We start from the raw sequence: 16538 nt of genomic DNA on the forward strand, positions 1-16538 counted from the left end.
ACCAAACAAACAAGAAACCAACCCCCCCAAACCCCAAAGAAGAAAAAAAAAAAACGGCGGGGGGGTGTTGGAAAGGTCGTTTTTCCCCCTGAAAAAACCCCCCCCGCGCCGTCGTCACAATCAAGCTTCGGGGTGCCCCACGCAACCCCCAAAGCAATGTCGCCGCCAGGCGACGAGCCGAAACCCGACGACTACTCAGCCGCCATCCGCTCCCGAAGACTCCGAGGCCGCATATCCGTCCACACCTCGTCCACATGCCTCATGCATTCCTCCCGGCTCCCCCGAACCCCGTCCGCCCGCCACCCGGCCGGAACCTCCTTGTCCCCCGGCCAGAGCGAATACTGCTCCTCCTCATTGACCAAAACCTGAAACTCAGCACCGTCACCCATAAAAAAACACTCCCTTCGTCCATCACCGCTCAGAAGTCTCTTCCAGCTCACGAACCCGAGTCCCCGCGGGCAACCTCCGCAAAGTCCCGCTGAACGTAGTCAAAAGAGTCACCACCCCGATAGACCCGCTGCAAGCCAACACCGCCGGCACACTCGGCAACGCCTCGACCAACCACCCGCCCAGCGCGGGCCCAGCAGCCGCCGCCAACCCGCCAGTCACCCCGAGCACTCCCCCAAGCCGCCCCCGCAACTCGTCCGGAGTGGACAGCAGCTGATAAGTAGCAATAGCAGTATTGGCAGCAGGAGGCAAAAACGCAATAGCCGCGAACAACGCCCCCATCACATACCCATTGTGGACAAACACAGCAAGCGGCGTCAACACAGTCAACGCCCAGAACACCCCGATAACCAACCCATACGCACTGAGCCACCGATGCAGATACGGCGCGGCCAACGACCCCAGAATCCCCCCGGCCCCCAGCATCGCCGCCATCACGCCGATCTCCCCGGCAGGCACGCCCCGCTCATTGGCCAGCACGATGATCACCAGATAATAAGCCGAAAAGAACAGATTCAAACTGACCACACAAAGAACCGTCGTCCGCAACGCGGGCCGGGACCACACCCACCGAAGCCCCTCGACGATCTCCCGTCCGAGATGCGGGGCCGGAGCGTCCTCCGCCCGCTCCGGCTGCCGCGGCAACCGCACGAACAACAACGACACGAACGCGAACACATGCGCGACCACGTCGAAGAGAAACGGAACAACCCGCCCCACCGCGAAGAGAAACCCGCCGAGCGCGGTCCCGGACAACTGCCCGGCGCTGGTCCTGGCGGCATTCATCGCCACCGCGGAAGGCACCTGCTCCTCCGCCACCAGCCGCGGCAAACTAGCCTCCTCGGCCGGTTCGAACAACGCCCGGCTCAGCCCCATCACAATCGCCACCACGACGAGCATCCACACATCCGCGACGCCCCAGTACAGCGCGAGCACCAGCCCGCCCGCGGCGACCGCCTGCGCGGCCTCGCACCAGAGCATGATCCGCTTGCGATGCCACCGGTCCACCAACGCCCCGGCGGGCAGCCCAGCGACGAGCTGGCTGATCGCCACGGCCCCGAGCACCAGCCCGGACTGCGCCGCCGACCCGGTGAGCGCCAGCACCAGCAACGGAAACGCGATGGTGGTCGTGCTGAACCCGGCTTCGGAGACGACCTGACCGGTCCAGAGAAGCCGATAGTCGCGATTGCCCGCGATCCCGCTCATGCCCCACCTCCGCCACATCCGGCTCCGGAGACAACTCCGCGCACCAGCCGGCCCGCACGACTGCCAGGCGTCCCGCTCATCCTTTGTCCCCCCGGCAATCCGCCGCGATAGCCCGCAACGCGTCCGCGAACCCCTCGGCCACCCCGGCCACCGTCGCTCGCGCGTGCAGATCCGGTTGGTAGAACCACGAAAACTCCAACTGCCCCTCCCGCACCCCGCCCACCACCTCGAGCGCGTGCAGCGACCGGTTCGCCGGGTCCTGGTCCCGGCCCAGCGGCGGAAGCGAACGCAGGAACAATCCGTCCCCGGCCCCGGTGTTCTCGCCCTGTCCCAGGTAGTTGAACGCCACCCGGGGGGAAGACCGGCCGAGGTCGGGGAACCGGAAGCTCCGCAGCACCCCGTGCCCGAACCCGTTCCCCGGCACCGCCCGCAGCTGCCGCCGGACCGACTTGACCAGGTTCCGCCAGCTCGCGGCCGGATCGACCGCCAAGGCGACCGGGAACAGCGTCGTGAACCAGCCGACCGTCCGCGTCAGGTCGACGTCGTCCAGGATCTCCTCCCGGCCGTGGCCCTCGAGGTCGATCGCCACCGCGGACTCGCCGGTCCAGCGGGTGAGCGTCCAGGCCAGCGCGGTCAGCAGGACGTCGTTGATCCGCGTCCGATACGCCCCGGGCGCGAGATGAAGCAGGGCGTCGGTGTCCCGTTCGCCGACTCGGACCGTGATCAGCTCCTGCGGCTCCGGAGCGGCGCCCGTCCGGTCCACCGGGATCTCGCAGCCGGGCAGGTCGCGGGCCCAGTGCGCGCGTTCGCCGTCCAGCGCGCCGGATTCGGCGAACTCGCGCAGCCGGCGCGCCCAGTCCCGGAAGGACGTCGTTTTCGGGCCCAGATCGGGCTTTTCCCCCGCTTCGATCTGCCGGTAGGCGCGTTCGAGGTCCTCCAGGAGGATGCCCCACGAGACGGCGTCGACGACCAGGTGGTGCGCGACCAGGAACAGCAGCGGGTTCTCGCCGGCCTCCGACAGGAGCGCCCGCAGATGCGGCGGCCGGGCCAGGTCGAAGCTCGCCTGCGCGTCGTCGGCCGCCCGTTCCAGGTCCACAGTGGACACGCGGCGCAGCACCGAACCGGAATCGACGGGGTCGTTGTGCTGGGCCCATCCGTCGGCGGTCCGCTCGAAGCGCAGGCGCAGGGCGTCGTGCTGGGCCACCAGCGCGTCGATCGCCTGCCGCAGGGCCTCCTCGTCCACCGGGCCGTTCAACTCGATGAGCACGGACTGGTTGAAATGCGCGGGATTCGCCGGCGAGGCGTCGAGGAACCAGCGCTGGATCGGGGTCAGCGGAACCGCCCCGACCACGGCTTCGCGGTCGTCCTCGGCCGAACCGGCCGGCTGGACCACGCTCGCCAGCTCCGCGACCGTCTGGTGGGTGAACAGGTCCTTCGAGCGCATCGCCAGCCCGGCCTGCCGGGCCCGGTGCACGACCTGGATGCTGAGCAGCGAATCGCCGCCGAGCTCGAAGAAGTTGTCCGCCGCGCCGACCCGCGGGATCCCGAGCACCTCGGCCCAGACGTTCGCCAGCAGTTCCTCCCGCTCGGTGCTCGGGGCGACGTACTCGGCGGTCTGCAGCTCCGACAGGTCCGGCGCCGGAAGCGCGGCGCGGTCGATCTTCCCGTTCGGGCTCACCGGAAGCGCGCCGAGCGGCACGAACACCGACGGGACCAGGTAGTCCGGCAGCGTCTCGCCGAGGAAAGCGCGCAGCTGGGCGGTTTCGCCGACGACGTAGGCGACCAATCGCTTGTGCCCGTCGGCTTCCCGGGCCACCACGACGGCCTCGCGCACCGCCGGGTGCCGCCGCAGCGCCGCCTCGATCTCGCCCAGTTCGACCCGGAACCCGCGGATCTTGACCTGGTCGTCCACGCGTCCGGCGAATTCCAGGTCCCCCGCCGCCGTCTGCCGCACGACGTCGCCGGTGCGGTACATCCGCGATCCCGGCGGGCCGAACGGGTTCGCCACGAACCGGTCCGCGGTCAGGCCGGGCCGGGACAGATATCCGCGGGCCAGTCCGGCGCTGCGGAGGCACAGTTCGCCCGTCGCCCCGATCGGCACCTGGCGCAGACCGGCGTCCAGCACGTACGTCTCGGTGTTCCGGATCGGCTTGCCGATCGGCGGCGGGCCGCCCGGCGTCAGCGGTTCGCTCCACGAGGCCGCGACCGTGCACTCGGTGGGCCCGTACGCGTTGATCATCCGCCGCCCCGGAGCCCAGCGGGCGACCAGCTCGGCCGGGCACACGTCGCCCGCCACGACCACCGTGCGCAACGCCGGGAGCGGCACGTCCGGCACGGTCGCCAGCGCGACGGGCGGGAACACCGCGTGCGTGACCCGGTGTTCGGTCAGCACCTCGGCCAGGGGCGCGCCGAGCAGCGGCCCTTCGGGCGGAACGACGAGCGCGGCGCCGGCGGACAGCGTCTGGCAGACTTCCACGACCGAGGCGTCGAAGCTGGGCGAGCTGAACGCCAGCACCCGGTCGCCGGCGCGGATCTGGAAATGGCCGATCGTGGCGGCGGCGAGGGTGGCCAGCCCGGCGTTCGGCACCACGACGCCCTTGGGCCGCCCGGTCGAACCGGACGTGTAGATCACGTACGCCGGCCGGTCCGGGTCGACCGGGACGCCGAGGTTCGTGTCCGCGTACTCCGCTGCGTCGAGTTCTTCGTCCACGACGAGGACCGGATCGGCGTCGCGCAGCATGAACTCGATGCGCTCGGGGGGATAGCCCGGGTCGACGGGGAGGAACGCGGCGCCGGTCTTCGAGATCGCCAGCTCGGCGACGACGAGCGCGGTCGAGCGCGGCAGCCGGACGGCGACGACCCGTTCCGGGCCGCAACCCCGTTCGGCGAGCAACCGGGCCAGCTGGTTCGCCCGCGCGTTCAGCTCGGCGAAGGTGATCTCCCCGGAGGCGGACACCAGCGCGGGCGCGTCCGGCGTCCGCGCGACCTGTGCTTCGACCAGCTGTGCCAGGGACGCCGTCGAGTCCTCCGCCGCGGTGTCGTTCCACCGCCGCAATTGGTCCACTTCGGACTGCGGCAGCAGCGGCAGGGAAGCCATCGGCTGGTCCGGCCGCGAGGCGAGAACGGTCAGCGCGGTCAGCAACCGGCCGGCGAACCGTTCGATCGTCTCGGCGTCGAACAGGCCGGTGGCGTAGTTGATCGCGGCGTGCAGCTCGCCGCCGTCCTGCTCGAACTGCACGAGCAGGTCGAACGTCGCGGTCGTCGCGGGCAGGGCGACCTCCTCGGCGACCAGCGCTCCGCCGCCGGGCCGGTCGCCGGTGTTCTGCAGCACCACCATCGCCTGGAACAGCGGCGTCCGGCTCGGATCGCGGACTGGCTGGGCGGCGTCCACCACGCGTTCGAAAGGCACGTCCTGGTGGGCGAAGGCGTCGAGCACCGTGTCGCGCACCCCGCCGAGGAACTCCCGGAACGGCCCGCTGGAGTCCACTGTGGACCGAAGGACGAGAGTGTTCACGAAGAAGCCGATCAGGCGTTCCAGTTCGGCCCGCTCGCGTCCGGCGGAGACGGTGCCGACCGCCACGTCCTCCTGCCCGCACCACCGCGCGAGCGCGACCTGGAAGGCGGCGACCAGTGTCATGAACAGGGTTCCGTGCTGCGCGCCCGCGAGTTCGCGGAGGTTCGCGGCGACCTCGGCGGGAATGTCGAAGCCGAACCAGTCCCCCTCGCTCGCGCGCACCGCGGGACGCGGCCGGTCGGTGGGCAGTTCGAGCGGCGCGAGGCCGGCGAGCCGGTCCCGCCAGTGGTCGAGCTGCTCGTCGAGGTCGGGGCTGTCGAGGAAATCCCGTTGCCAGGCGGCGAAATCCGCGTACTGCACCGGCAGCTCGGGCAGCTTCGGCTCCTCGCCGCGGACATAGGCGGAATAACAGGTGTCCAGTTCGGCGGCCAAAACTCCGGCCGACCAGCCGTCGGTCACGATGTGGTGCAGCACCAGCAGCAGGACGTGGTCGCCGGACTCCTCCCGGAACAACCGCGCGCGCAGCAACGGCCCAGTGCGCAGGTCGAACGGCCGGAGTGCTTCGCGGACCAGCACCGCCTCGTCGAAGTCCTCGACCGGGAGTTCGACCGGCGCGGGCGCGTGGACGATCTGAACGGCGTGGCCCTCGATCGCGTCGAAGGTGGTGCGGAGCGATTCGTGCCGGGCGACGACCGTGGTCAACGCCTTCCGCAGGGCATCGATATCGAGTTCGCCGCGCAAGCGCAATGCGGTGGGAGAAATGTATTCCCGGCCGCCGGGCTCGAATTCGTCCAGGAACCACAAACGTTGCTGCGCGAACGACAACGGCAGCGCGCCGTCCCGGGCGACGACCGGGATCGCTTCCGCATCAGCTTGCCGGGCAGGGAGTTCGGCGGCGAATTGGCTCAGCGTCGGTGCGGAGAACAACATCCGCGGCGACACTTCCACGCCGAACTCGGCCCGTACCCGCGAGGTGATCCGCATGCTGAGGATCGAATCGCCGCCGAGTTCGAAGAAACTGTCGCCGGAGCCCACCCGGTCGATTCCGAGGACGTCGGCCCAGATCGCGGCGAGCCGCTGTTCGGCGGCGGTCCGCGGCGCGACGTACTCGGCGGCCCCGGCGCGCCCGGGGGCGGGCAGCGCGCGGCGGTCGAGCTTGCCGTTCCGGTTGAGCGGGAGCACGTCCAGCGACACGAACGCCGACGGGACCAGGTGCTCCGGCAGCCGCTCGCGCGTCCACTCGCGCAACCCGTCCGCTTCGCCGACGACGTACGCGACGAGGCGGCCTTCGCGGGCGATGACGGTGACGTCGGCGATCGCCGGATGCCGACGCAGGACCGTCTCGATCTCGCCCGGTTCGACCCGGAACCCGCGGATCTTGACCTGGTCGTCGACGCGGCCGAGGTAGTCGAGCGAGCCGTCGGAGGTCCAGCGGACCTGGTCGCCGGTGCGGTACATCCGCTCCCCCGGCGGGCCGAACGGATCCGCGACGAACCGGTCCGCGGTCAGTCCCGGCCGCCCGAGGTAGCCGCGCGCGAGCTGCGGTCCGGCGAGAAACAGTTCGCCGGGCAGGCCGGGCGGCACGGGTTCGCCGGTGTCGCCGAGGACGTAGGCGCGGAAGTTCGTCAGCGGACGGCCGATCAGCGGCTGGTCCCCGGTGACCGGGGCGTGGATCGAGTCGACGGTCGCTTCGGTCGGGCCGTAGTAGTTGTGGCCGGTGACGTCCGCGGCGGCCAGCTGCCGCCACAGCGTTTCGGTGGCCGCCTCGCCGCCGGTGATCACCGTGCGCGGCCGGACCTCGCCGGTCGCCAGTCCGGCGTCCAGCAGCTGCTGGAGGTAGGCCGGGGTGAGGTCGAGGAGGTTGAGCCCGTGCGCGCGGACGGCGCGGACCAGTGCGCGCGGGTCGAGCCGGGTGTCGTCGTCCAGCACGTGCAGCTCGTGGCCGTCGATCATGGCCAGCAACGGTTCCCAGGACGCGTCGAAGGCCAGCGACGCGGTGAGCGCCGTCCGTTCCCGTCCGCGGTCGAGGAAGATCGCGCGGTGCGCGACCAGCAGGTTCACCAGCGCGCGGTGCTCCACGACCACGCCCTTCGGCGTGCCCGTCGAACCCGAGGTGTAGATGACGTACGCGGCGGTGTCCGCGTCCGGCCGCTTCGAGAGCGGCGCTGGCGGCGCGTAACTCTCGTCCGGCCTGCCCAGCACGACCACCGGGCGCGCGTCGTTCAGCAGGAAGCGGACGCGTTTCTCCGGCAGATCCGCGTCGATCGGCAAATACACCGCGCCAGTCTTGAAAATCGCCAGCGCGGCGATGACGGCTTCGGCCGACCGCGGCAGCATGACGGCCACCACCCGCTCCGGCCCGGCGCCCCGCTCGATCAGTTCCTCCGCCAGCTGCGTGGCGCGGGCGTCGACCTCCGCGAAGTCCAGGACGGTGTCGTGGAAGATCAGCGCGGTCTCGTGCGGCATTCGCGCGACGGTCGCGTCGAACACGTCCAGGACGGTCTCCGCCGGGAGGTCTGCTGTGTCGCCGTGTCCCAGCGCCAGCACGTGGTTTCGCTCGTCGGCGGTGAGCGGCGAGAGCGAGCCGACGCGACGCTCGGGGTCGGCGGCGATGGCCCGCACCAGCTGGGCGAGGTGCCCGGCCAGCCGCTGCGCGGTGGCTTCGTCGAACAGCTTCGGGTCGTAGGACAGTTCGAGCCCGAGCCGGTCGTGGAGGTAGGCGGTGAGGTTCAGCGGGTAGCTCGTGGTGTCCAGCGATTCGACGTCCAGCACGCGGACGCCGTCCTGCCCGCTGTCTTCGATCGGGTAGTTCTCGAAGACCACCACGCTGTCGAACAACGCCGCGCCCGCCGGCACCCCGGTGAAGGTCTGCAGCTGCGACAACGCCAGGAAGTCGTACCGGCGCGCGTCCGCCTGCTCGGCCTGGATCGCGCGCAGCCATTCGGCGGCTGACTGTCCATTCCGGACTTCGACGCGCGTCGGGACGGTGTTGATGAACATCCCGATCATCGCTTCGACGCCGGGCAGTTCGGGCGGCCGTCCGGAAACCGTGGTGCCGAACAAGACGTCCGGCTCGCCGCTGTAGCGCGCGAGCAGCAGCGCCCACGCTCCCTGCACGACCGAGTTGACCGTCAGCGCGGCGGTTTTCGCCATCTCGCGCAGCTCCGCCGACTCCTCCTCGGACAGCTCGACCAGCAGCGTCGCCCCGGATTCCGCGCGGTGCGCCTCGCGGGGACGGCGGTCGTACGGCAGCGGCGTCGGCGCGGCGAAGCCGTCGAGCACCTCGCGCCAATGCTCCTCCGCCGCGACCCGGTCCTGCGCGGCCAGCCACGCGAGGTAGTCGCGGAACGGCCGGCGCGGTGTCAGTTTCGCTGGCGTGCCTTCGACAATCGCCGTGTGCTGCTCGCAGACCTCGCCGAACACCTTGGCGGCGCTCCAGCCGTCGAGCAGGACGTGGTGCGAGGTCCAGAGCAGCTGCACCTCGTCGTCGGTCAGCCGGGCGATCTCCAGGCGCATCAACGGCGGGGCCGTCAGATCCATGCCCGCGGCCAGGTCGGCTTCGAGCAGTTTCGCCAGCTCGGCCTGCTGCGCTTCCGGAGCGAGGCCGCGCCAGTCGTGCTGCCCGACCGGCACCCGGACCCCGCGATGGACGCGCTGCACCGGCTCGTCGACGCCGTCCCACACCGTGCTGCTGCGCAGGATCGGCGTCCGGTCCACCGTCCGCTGCCATGCCTCGGCCAGCGCCCGCGGGTCCCGGACCCCGGCCAGCCGCAGCCGGAACTGGTCGAAGTACGCGCTCGATCCGCTGTCGACCAGGCTGTGGAACACCATGCCCGCCTGCAGCGCGGTCAGCGGGTAGATGTCCTCGACCTCGCGGCCGTCCCCGGCGAGGCGGTCCACCGTCGCCTGGTCGAGCCGGGCGAGCGGGAAGTCCGACGGCGTGCGGCCGCTGGCGGAGGCGCAGTGCGCGATGATCTCCCGCAATGCCTCCACGGTCGCCCCGGCCAGCCGGCGGACGGTCGACTCCTCGTGCACCTCGGCGGAGTACTCCCAGGTCAGGTGCAGTTCGCCGGATTCGACCACGCCGACGACGTCCAGCAGGTACGGGCGGACGCTGTCCGGCGCGGAATCGTGGCCGAGGCTTTCCCCTCGGCCCCGGTAAAACCCGTCCTCGGCGGTTCCGACGTCCCAGCGGCCGTGGTAGTTGAACGAGATCTGCGGTGTCGGGTCGTTCCGCAGCGGGGAGTCGCTCAGGTAGCGCAGCGCTTCGTAGCCGACCCCCTTGTTCGGGATGGCGCGCAGTTGTTCCTTGACCGACTTGAGGATCTCGTCCCAGCCGTCGCCGGGAACGGTCAGCGCGACCGGGTACTGCGCGGTGAACCAGCCGATCGTCCGGGACAGCTCGAGCGGTGCGGCGACCTCCTCGCGGCCGTGGCCTTCCATCTCGAGCACGACCCGCGACCGGCCCGTCCAGCGCGCCAGCACGCGGGCGAGGGCGCTCAGCAGGACGTCGTTGACCTCGGTCCGGTACGCGCCGGGCACGTCCTGCAGGAGCGCGGAAGTCTCGGTCCGGCCAAGGGAAACCGACACCGAGCGCGCCGACTCCGCCGTGTTGCGCCCCGCGCGGTCGACCGGGAGCCCGGTCTCGACGCCGCGCAGCACGCTCCCCCAGTACTCCGCCTCGCCGTCCAGCCCGCCGGTGCGGACGTGGTCGGCGAGCGTCCGGGCCCAGTGGGCGAACGAACTGCCCGCCGGTTCCAGCGGTTCGCCTTGGTAGGCGCGTTCCAGATCGCCCAGCAGGACGCGCCAGGAGACGCCGTCCATGACAAGGTGGTGCGCGGTGAGGAACAGCTGCGGCGAACGGTCCCGGAAGGTGAACAGGACCGCGCGCCACACCGGGCCGTCGACGATGTCCAAAGAGGTCTGTGCGCGCACCGCCTCGGCGTGCGTCGCCGCTGCCACGTCGTCCACTTCGGACAGATCGGCGTGCCGCAGGATGTCCGCCGGTTCGGTGGCAACCGGTTCCTGCTGCCAGCTTCCGTCCGCTTGGGAGAACCGCATCCGCAAGGCGGCATGACGAGCAGTGACCTCGGCGATCGCGGCGGTCAGCCGCGAAACGTCCACAGCGGACAGTACAAGGTGGACGGACATGGTCAGCCGCCACGGCTCGGCCAGGTGCTCGAACAGCCACGACTGGATCGGCCCGAGCGGCGCGGGTCCGCTCTGCTCCGGCGCCTGCGCGACCGGTCCGCCAGTGGTGACGACCCGGCCCAGCTCCGCGATGGTCTGGTGCTGGAAAAGATCTTTGGACGTCACCGTCAGCCCGGCCTGGCGGGCGCGGGAGACGACCTGGATGCTGAGGATCGAGTCGCCGCCGAGGCCGAAGAAGTTGTCCTCGACGCCGACCTGGTCGACACCGAGCACCGTCGACCAGACCTCGGCGAGGACGGTCTCGATCTCGGTACGCGGTGCCACGTAACGGTTTTCGACGCGTGCGCCGGGTGCGGGCAGTGCTCGGTGGTCGAGCTTCCCGTTCGCGTTGAGCGGCAGTTCGTCCAGTGCGACGAACACCGCCGGGATCATGTGCGCGGGCAGCGAGCGAGCGAGGAACTCCCGCAGCGCCGTGGTCCCGGGCACCGTCCCGGTCAGGTACGCGACCAGCCGCCGGGCGTCGCCGGTGCCGTGCGCGACGGCCACCGCCCCGGTCACGTCCGGATGCGCGGACAGCGCCGCCTCGACCTCGCCCAGTTCGATGCGGAAACCGCGGATCTTGACCTGATGGTCGGCCCGGCCGCGGTAGGCCAGTTCGCCGTCCGCGGTCCAGCACAACAGGTCTCCGGTGCGGTACATCCGGGTGCCCGGCGCGCCGAACGGGTCCGCGACGAACCGGGACGCGGTCAGGCCCGGCCGCTTCAAGTAGCCGCGCGCCAGGCCCGCGCCCGCGACGTACAGCTCTCCGGTGACGCCGGGCGGCACCGGTTCGAGGCAGGCGTCCAGGACGTAAGCGCGCAGGTCCGGGATCGGTACGCCGACGGTCGCGCGCTCGTCCAGCACGCGGTACGTCACGTGCACGGTGGTCTCGGTGATGCCGTACATGTTGACCAGCTGCGGTCCGTCCGGATGCCGCCGTCGCCATTCCTCCAGGCGCACCGAATCCAGGGCCTCGCCGCCGAAAATCACGTACCGCAGGCTCAACGGCGCCGACGGCAGCGCGCCGAGCCGGTAGAACGCCGACGGCGTCTGGTTGAGCACGGTCACCCGCTGTTCGGCCAGCAGGGCCAGGAACTCCTCCGGCGAACGGACCGTCTCGGACGGGACCACCACGAGGCGGCCGCCGTGCAGCAACGCGCCCCACAGCTCCCACACCGAGAAGTCGAACGCGTAGGAGTGGAAGAGCGTCCAGACGTCCTGGTCGCCGAAGCCGAACCAATGCTCGGTCGAGGAGAACAGCCGGGTCACGTTCGCGTGCGGGACGAGGACGCCCTTGGGCACGCCGGTGGAGCCGGAGGTGTAGATGACGTACGCGGTGTTCTCCGGACGCACTTGCGCCCCGGGGTCGGTCTCCGGCCAGTCGTCCGCCGCGACCGTGTCCACGACGCACACCGGCTGCGCGTCGGCCAGCATCGCCTCGATCCGCGCGGCCGGATAGTCCGGGTCGATCGGCAGGTATCCCGCGCCGGACTTCAGCACGGCGAGGATCCCGACGACCAGGTCCGCCGAACGCGGCAGCCGCAGCGCGACCAGCCGCTCCGGCCCGGCGCCGTCGGCGATCAGCCGGTGCGCCAGGCGGTTCGCCCGCCGGTCCAGCTCGCGATAGGTCAGTTCGGTACCTTCGCAGGTCACCGCGACGGCGTGCGGGGTGCGGGCGGCTTGCGCGGCGAACAGCCGGTGCAGCGTCGGTTCCGGGGCCGCGACGGCGGTGGGGTTCCAGTTCCGCAGGACGCGGTCGCGCTCGTCGGCGGTGATCCACGGCAACCGGCCGAGCGCCTGCTCCGGGGTCGCCGCGATCCCGGCCAGCAGGAGCCGCAGCCAGCTGCTCAGCCGTTCGATCGTGGCCGCGTCGAACAGGTCGGTGTTGTAGTTGACGACCGCGTCGAGCCGCCCGGCGGTCTGCTGGAAGTGGAGCGCCAGGTCGAATCCGGCGGTCACGATCGGCGGCGCGACCTCCTCGACGGCGAGCCCGGGCAACGCGGGCCGGGCGTCCGGGGTGTTGTGCAGCACGACCATGACCTGGCACAGCGGGGTGCGGCTGGGGTCGCGTTCGGGCTGGACGTCGTCCACTACGCGGTCGAACGGGACGTCCTGGTGCGCGAAAGCGTCCAGCACGGTATCGCGGACTTCGCCGAGGAAGGCGTCGAAGCCGCGGGTCAGGTCCACAGTGGACCGAAGGACGAGGGTGTTGGCGAAGAAGCCGATCAGGCCTTCCAGCTCGGTGCGTTCCCGGCCGGACACGACGGTGCCGACCGCGACGTCGTCCTGCCCGGACCACCTCGCGAACAGCACCTGGCAGGCGGCGAGCAGGGTCATGAAGAGCGTGCTGCCCTGCTGCCGGGACAGCTCGGCGAGCCGCGCGGTGGTGCCGACCGGGACGCTGAACTCGTGCAGCGCGCCGTTCTTCGTGCGAACGGCCGGGCGCGGGCGGTCAGTCGGCAGTTCCAGCGGTTCGAGTCCGGCGAGACGGTGCCGCCAGTAGCTGAGCTGGCTGTCGAAGTCGGTGCGGTTTCGTTGCCAGACGGCGTAATCGGCGTAGTGCACGGGCAGCGGCGGCAATCCCGGTTCCTCGCCGCGGAGGAACGCGGCGTACAAGGTCGCGAGTTCGCTCAGGAGGACGCCCGAGGACCAACCGTCGGTGACGATGTGGTGCAGCACCAGCGTGAGCACGTGGTCGCCGGGGCCGAGCCGGGTGAGCGCGGCGCGCAGCAACGGGCCGGTGTGCAAGTCGACCGGTCCGGTCGCGGCGGCCAGCGCGGTTTCCAGGTCGCCGTCGGCCGCGTGCAGATCGACGGCGTGCGGCGGGTGGACGATCTGCACGCCGCGGCCGTCGACCGTCGCGAAGGTCGTGCGCAGGGATTCGTGCCGGGCCACCAGTGCGGTGAGCGCCTGGTTCAGTGCGTGCCCGTCCAGCTCGCCGCGCAACCGCAGTGCGGTCGGCGACACGTACTCGGTGCTGCCGGGGTCGAATTCGTCAAGGAACCAGAGTCGTTGCTGGGCAAAGGAAAGCGGGGCTTCGAACGGACCGTCGCCGCGAGGCAGGAGCGGGATCGCCTCCTGCGGCGCGGACGCGGCGGGCAGCTGTGCGGCCAGCAGCGCCGGGGTCGGCGCGGTGAAAACCAGCCGGGCGGGGACGTCGGCGCCCAGTTCGGCACGCAGCCGCGCGACCACCCGGATGCCGAGCAGTGAATCGCCGCCTAGAGCGAAGAAATCGTCGTCGACACCGACGCGTTCCAGGCCGAGCACCTCGGCCCAGACGTCGGTCACCAGCTGCTCGCGCTCGTCTCGCGGGGCGGTGTACCGCGCGGACGCGGAAATCTCCGGTTCCGGGAGCGCCCGGCGGTCCAGTTTGCCGTGCCGGGTCAGCGGAAGCCGGTCGAGGCGAACGAACACCGACGGAACCAAGTGCGCGGGCAGAACCGTGGCCAGTCCGCTCCGCAAGTCGGCGGGGTCGCCGACGATATACGCGACGAGCCGGCCGTCCCGCGCGTCCACGGCGGCGTCGACCACGCCCGGCTGAGCGCGCAGTGCGGTCTCGACCTCGCCGGGCTCGATCCGGAAGCCGCGGACCTTGACCTGGTCGTCGGTCCGGCCGAGGTGTTCCAGCTGGCCGTCGGCGGTCCAGCGCGCGCGGTCGCCGGTCCGGTAAAGGCGAGTTCCGGGCGCGCCGAAGGGATTCGCCACGAACCGGTCGGCGGTCAGGCCCGGCCGGCCGAGGTAGCCGCGCGCGAGCTGCGCTCCGGCGAGGCAGAGTTCGCCCGGGACGCCGGCCGGGACGAGCCGGAGTGCTTCGTCGAGGACGTACGCGCCGACGTTCCCCAGCGGACGGCCGATCGACAGCCTCTCGCCGGTCACCGGCGCCCACGTCGCGTCCACAGTGGACTCGGTCGGGCCGTAGTAGTTTCCGGCGGCTACCCCGGATCCGGCCAGTTCTTGCCACAGACCTTCGCCGATGGCCTCGCCGCCGACCATCAGGAACCGCGGCCGCTGCTCGCCCTCAAGCAGTCCGGCGGGCAGCAATTGCCGCAGGTAGGACGGGGTCACGTCGAGGAAGCCGATGCGCTGCTCACGGACGTAGCGGGTCAATGCCGCCGGGTCGAGCCGGGTTTCGTCGCTGATCAGGTGCAGTTCGTGCCCGTCCGCGAGCAGCAGCGGCCCTTCCCACGACGTGTCGAACGACAGCGACGCCGTGAGCGCCACCCTCAACCGCTCGCGACCGAACGCCGCGCGGTGGTTGACCAGGAGGTTCGTCAAGGCCGCGTGTTCCACCACGACGCCCTTGGGCGTGCCGGTCGAACCGGAGGTGTGGATGATGTAGGCGGCATCCGACGGCTGCGGCGCGGCCGGGCGCGGACCGTCGGTAAAACCGCCGACGCGGTCCAGCACCACCACCGGTTCGGTGTCGGCCAGCAGCATCTCGATCCGCTCGGCAGGCAGGCCGGGATCGATCGACTGGTGGACCGCCCCGGCCTTGAGAACGGCGAACAGCGCGATGATCGCGTCGGCCGAGCGCGGGAGCAGCACGGCCACCACCCGGTCCGGCCCCGCGCCCCGGCCGGCGAGATCCGCGGCGAGCACGTCGGTGCGGGCGGCGAGTTCGGCGAAACTCAGCCGGACGTCGCCGCAGACCAGCGCGGTCGCCGTCGGCTGGGTCCGGGCCTGGCGGTCGAGGAGGTCGACGATGGTGGCGTCCGTGACGTCGGCAATGTCGAGCACCGGGCCGCGCCAGCCGAGCAGCTGGGCCTCCTCGGTCTCGGTGGTCAGCGGCAGATCGGCGATCCGGCGGTCCGGATCGGAGCCGATCCCGGCCAGCAGCCGCAGCAGGTGGGCGATCAGCCGGTCGATCGTCCCGACCTCGAACAGTTCGGTGCTGTACTCCACGAGCCCGGCCAAGCGGCCGTCGGATTCCTCGAACTCGACAGTGAGGTCGAAGTTGGCCGAATCCCGTGCCACTCCGGCCGGTTCCGCGGCCAGCCCCGGGAACGCGGGCCCGGTCCCGGCGGCGTGGTGGAGCAGCACCATGACGTCGAACAACGGGTTGCGGCCCGGGTCCCGGCCCGCGCGCACGGCGTCGACCACTTCCTCGAACGGCACGTCATCGTGGGCGAAAGCGTCGAGGACGGTCTGCCGCGCGACCGCCAGGTGGTCGGCGAACGACGCGGACCGGTCCACCTCCGAGCGCAGGACGACGGTGTTGACGAAGAACCCGACCACCCGCTCCAGCTCCGGCCGGTCCCGGCCGGAGACGACGGTGCCGAGCGCGATGTCCTCCTGCCCGGTGTAGCGCGCGAACAGCGCCTGGCAGGCCGCGAGCAGCACGGTGAACAACGTGGTTTCCGAGGCCCGCGCCAGTTCCGCTAGCCGGTCGGCCACGTCCGCCGGGACGGCGAACTCGCGCACCGCACCGGCCGTGCTTCGGGCGGCCGGGCGCACACGGTCGGTCGGCAGGTCGAGCGGCGCCACCCCGGTCAGCTGCCGGGTCCAATGTTCCAGACCTGCCGCGCGGGTCGAACGATTGTGCTGCCACACCGCGAAATCCGCGTACTGCAACGGCTGCGGCGGCAGGTCCGCGCGCTCGCCGTCGCGATAGAGGAGGCCGAGCTCTTCGGTCAGCACGCCCATCGACGCGCCGTCGGTGGCGATGTGGTGCACGCACACCAGCAGCACGTGCTCGGCCAGGCCGAGCCGAACGAGTACCGCGCGCAACAGCGGACCGTGCGAGAGATCGAACGGCCGCGAGTACTCCGCCCGCAAAACCGCGTCGAGATCCTCCGGCGCGGCATCGGCCACCGGAAGCGCCACCTCGTACGGCGGCTGGACGAGCTGCCGAGGTTCGCCGTCGACCTCGTGGAAGGTCGTGCGCAGCGGTTCGTGCCGGGCGACCAGCAGCCGCAGCGCGGTCGCCAGCGCCTCGACGTCCAGCTCGCCAGTCAGGCGCAGGGCGAACGCGCTGTTGTATTCGGGATCGTCCGGGCGGAGCCGGCTGAAAAACCACAGCCTGCGTTGCGCGGACGACAGCGGCACGGGGCCGGAACGGTCGGCGGCCGCCGGGATCTCCGGCGCGCGGCCGGCCGTCCCGGCCATCCGGCGGCGCAGCGCTTCCCGCAGGTGAGCGGGCAGCGCGGCGATGCGGTCCTCACGGGACGACGTCATGGGGAGT

Annotated in this window: 3 protein-coding genes; all 3 read right to left on the reverse strand. The window is 71.2% G+C overall.

Going from position 1 to position 16538, the window contains the following annotated elements; genetic code table 11:
- Positions 1-191: 191 nt before the first annotated feature.
- The 3 genes from ACZ7SW_RS35525 to ACZ7SW_RS35535 all read right to left on the reverse strand — a co-directional run bounded on the left by ACZ7SW_RS35525 (position 192) and on the right by ACZ7SW_RS35535 (position 16531).
- Positions 192-389 carry an MbtH family protein gene (locus ACZ7SW_RS35525; RefSeq protein ID WP_470234743.1) on the reverse strand — a complete coding sequence of 66 codons (198 nt, stop codon included), beginning with the start codon at positions 387-389 and terminating at the stop codon, positions 192-194.
- A 22-nt stretch (positions 390-411) separates the two neighbouring features.
- Positions 412-1653, reverse strand: a complete 1242-nt coding sequence (locus ACZ7SW_RS35530; RefSeq protein WP_470234744.1) for an MFS transporter — start codon at positions 1651-1653, stop codon at positions 412-414.
- Between the two features lie 76 nt (positions 1654-1729).
- Positions 1730-16531, reverse strand: a complete 14802-nt coding sequence (locus tag ACZ7SW_RS35535; protein WP_470234745.1) for a non-ribosomal peptide synthetase — start codon at positions 16529-16531, stop codon at positions 1730-1732.
- Positions 16532-16538: the final 7 nt, after the last annotated feature.

The sequence above is a fragment of the Amycolatopsis sp. NPDC114484 genome (genome assembly GCF_055633755.1).

Bases quoted from the DNA above. Each gene is read 5' to 3' on its own strand.
- ACZ7SW_RS35525 (WP_470234743.1), bottom strand. From the start codon at position 389: ATGGGTGACGGTGCTGAGTTTCAGGTTTTGGTCAATGAGGAGGAGCAG.
- ACZ7SW_RS35530 (WP_470234744.1), bottom strand. From the start codon at position 1,653: ATGAGCGGGATCGCGGGCAATCGCGACTATCGGCTTCTCTGGACCGGT.
- ACZ7SW_RS35535 (WP_470234745.1), bottom strand. From the start codon at position 16,531: ATGACGTCGTCCCGTGAGGACCGCATCGCCGCGCTGCCCGCTCACCTG.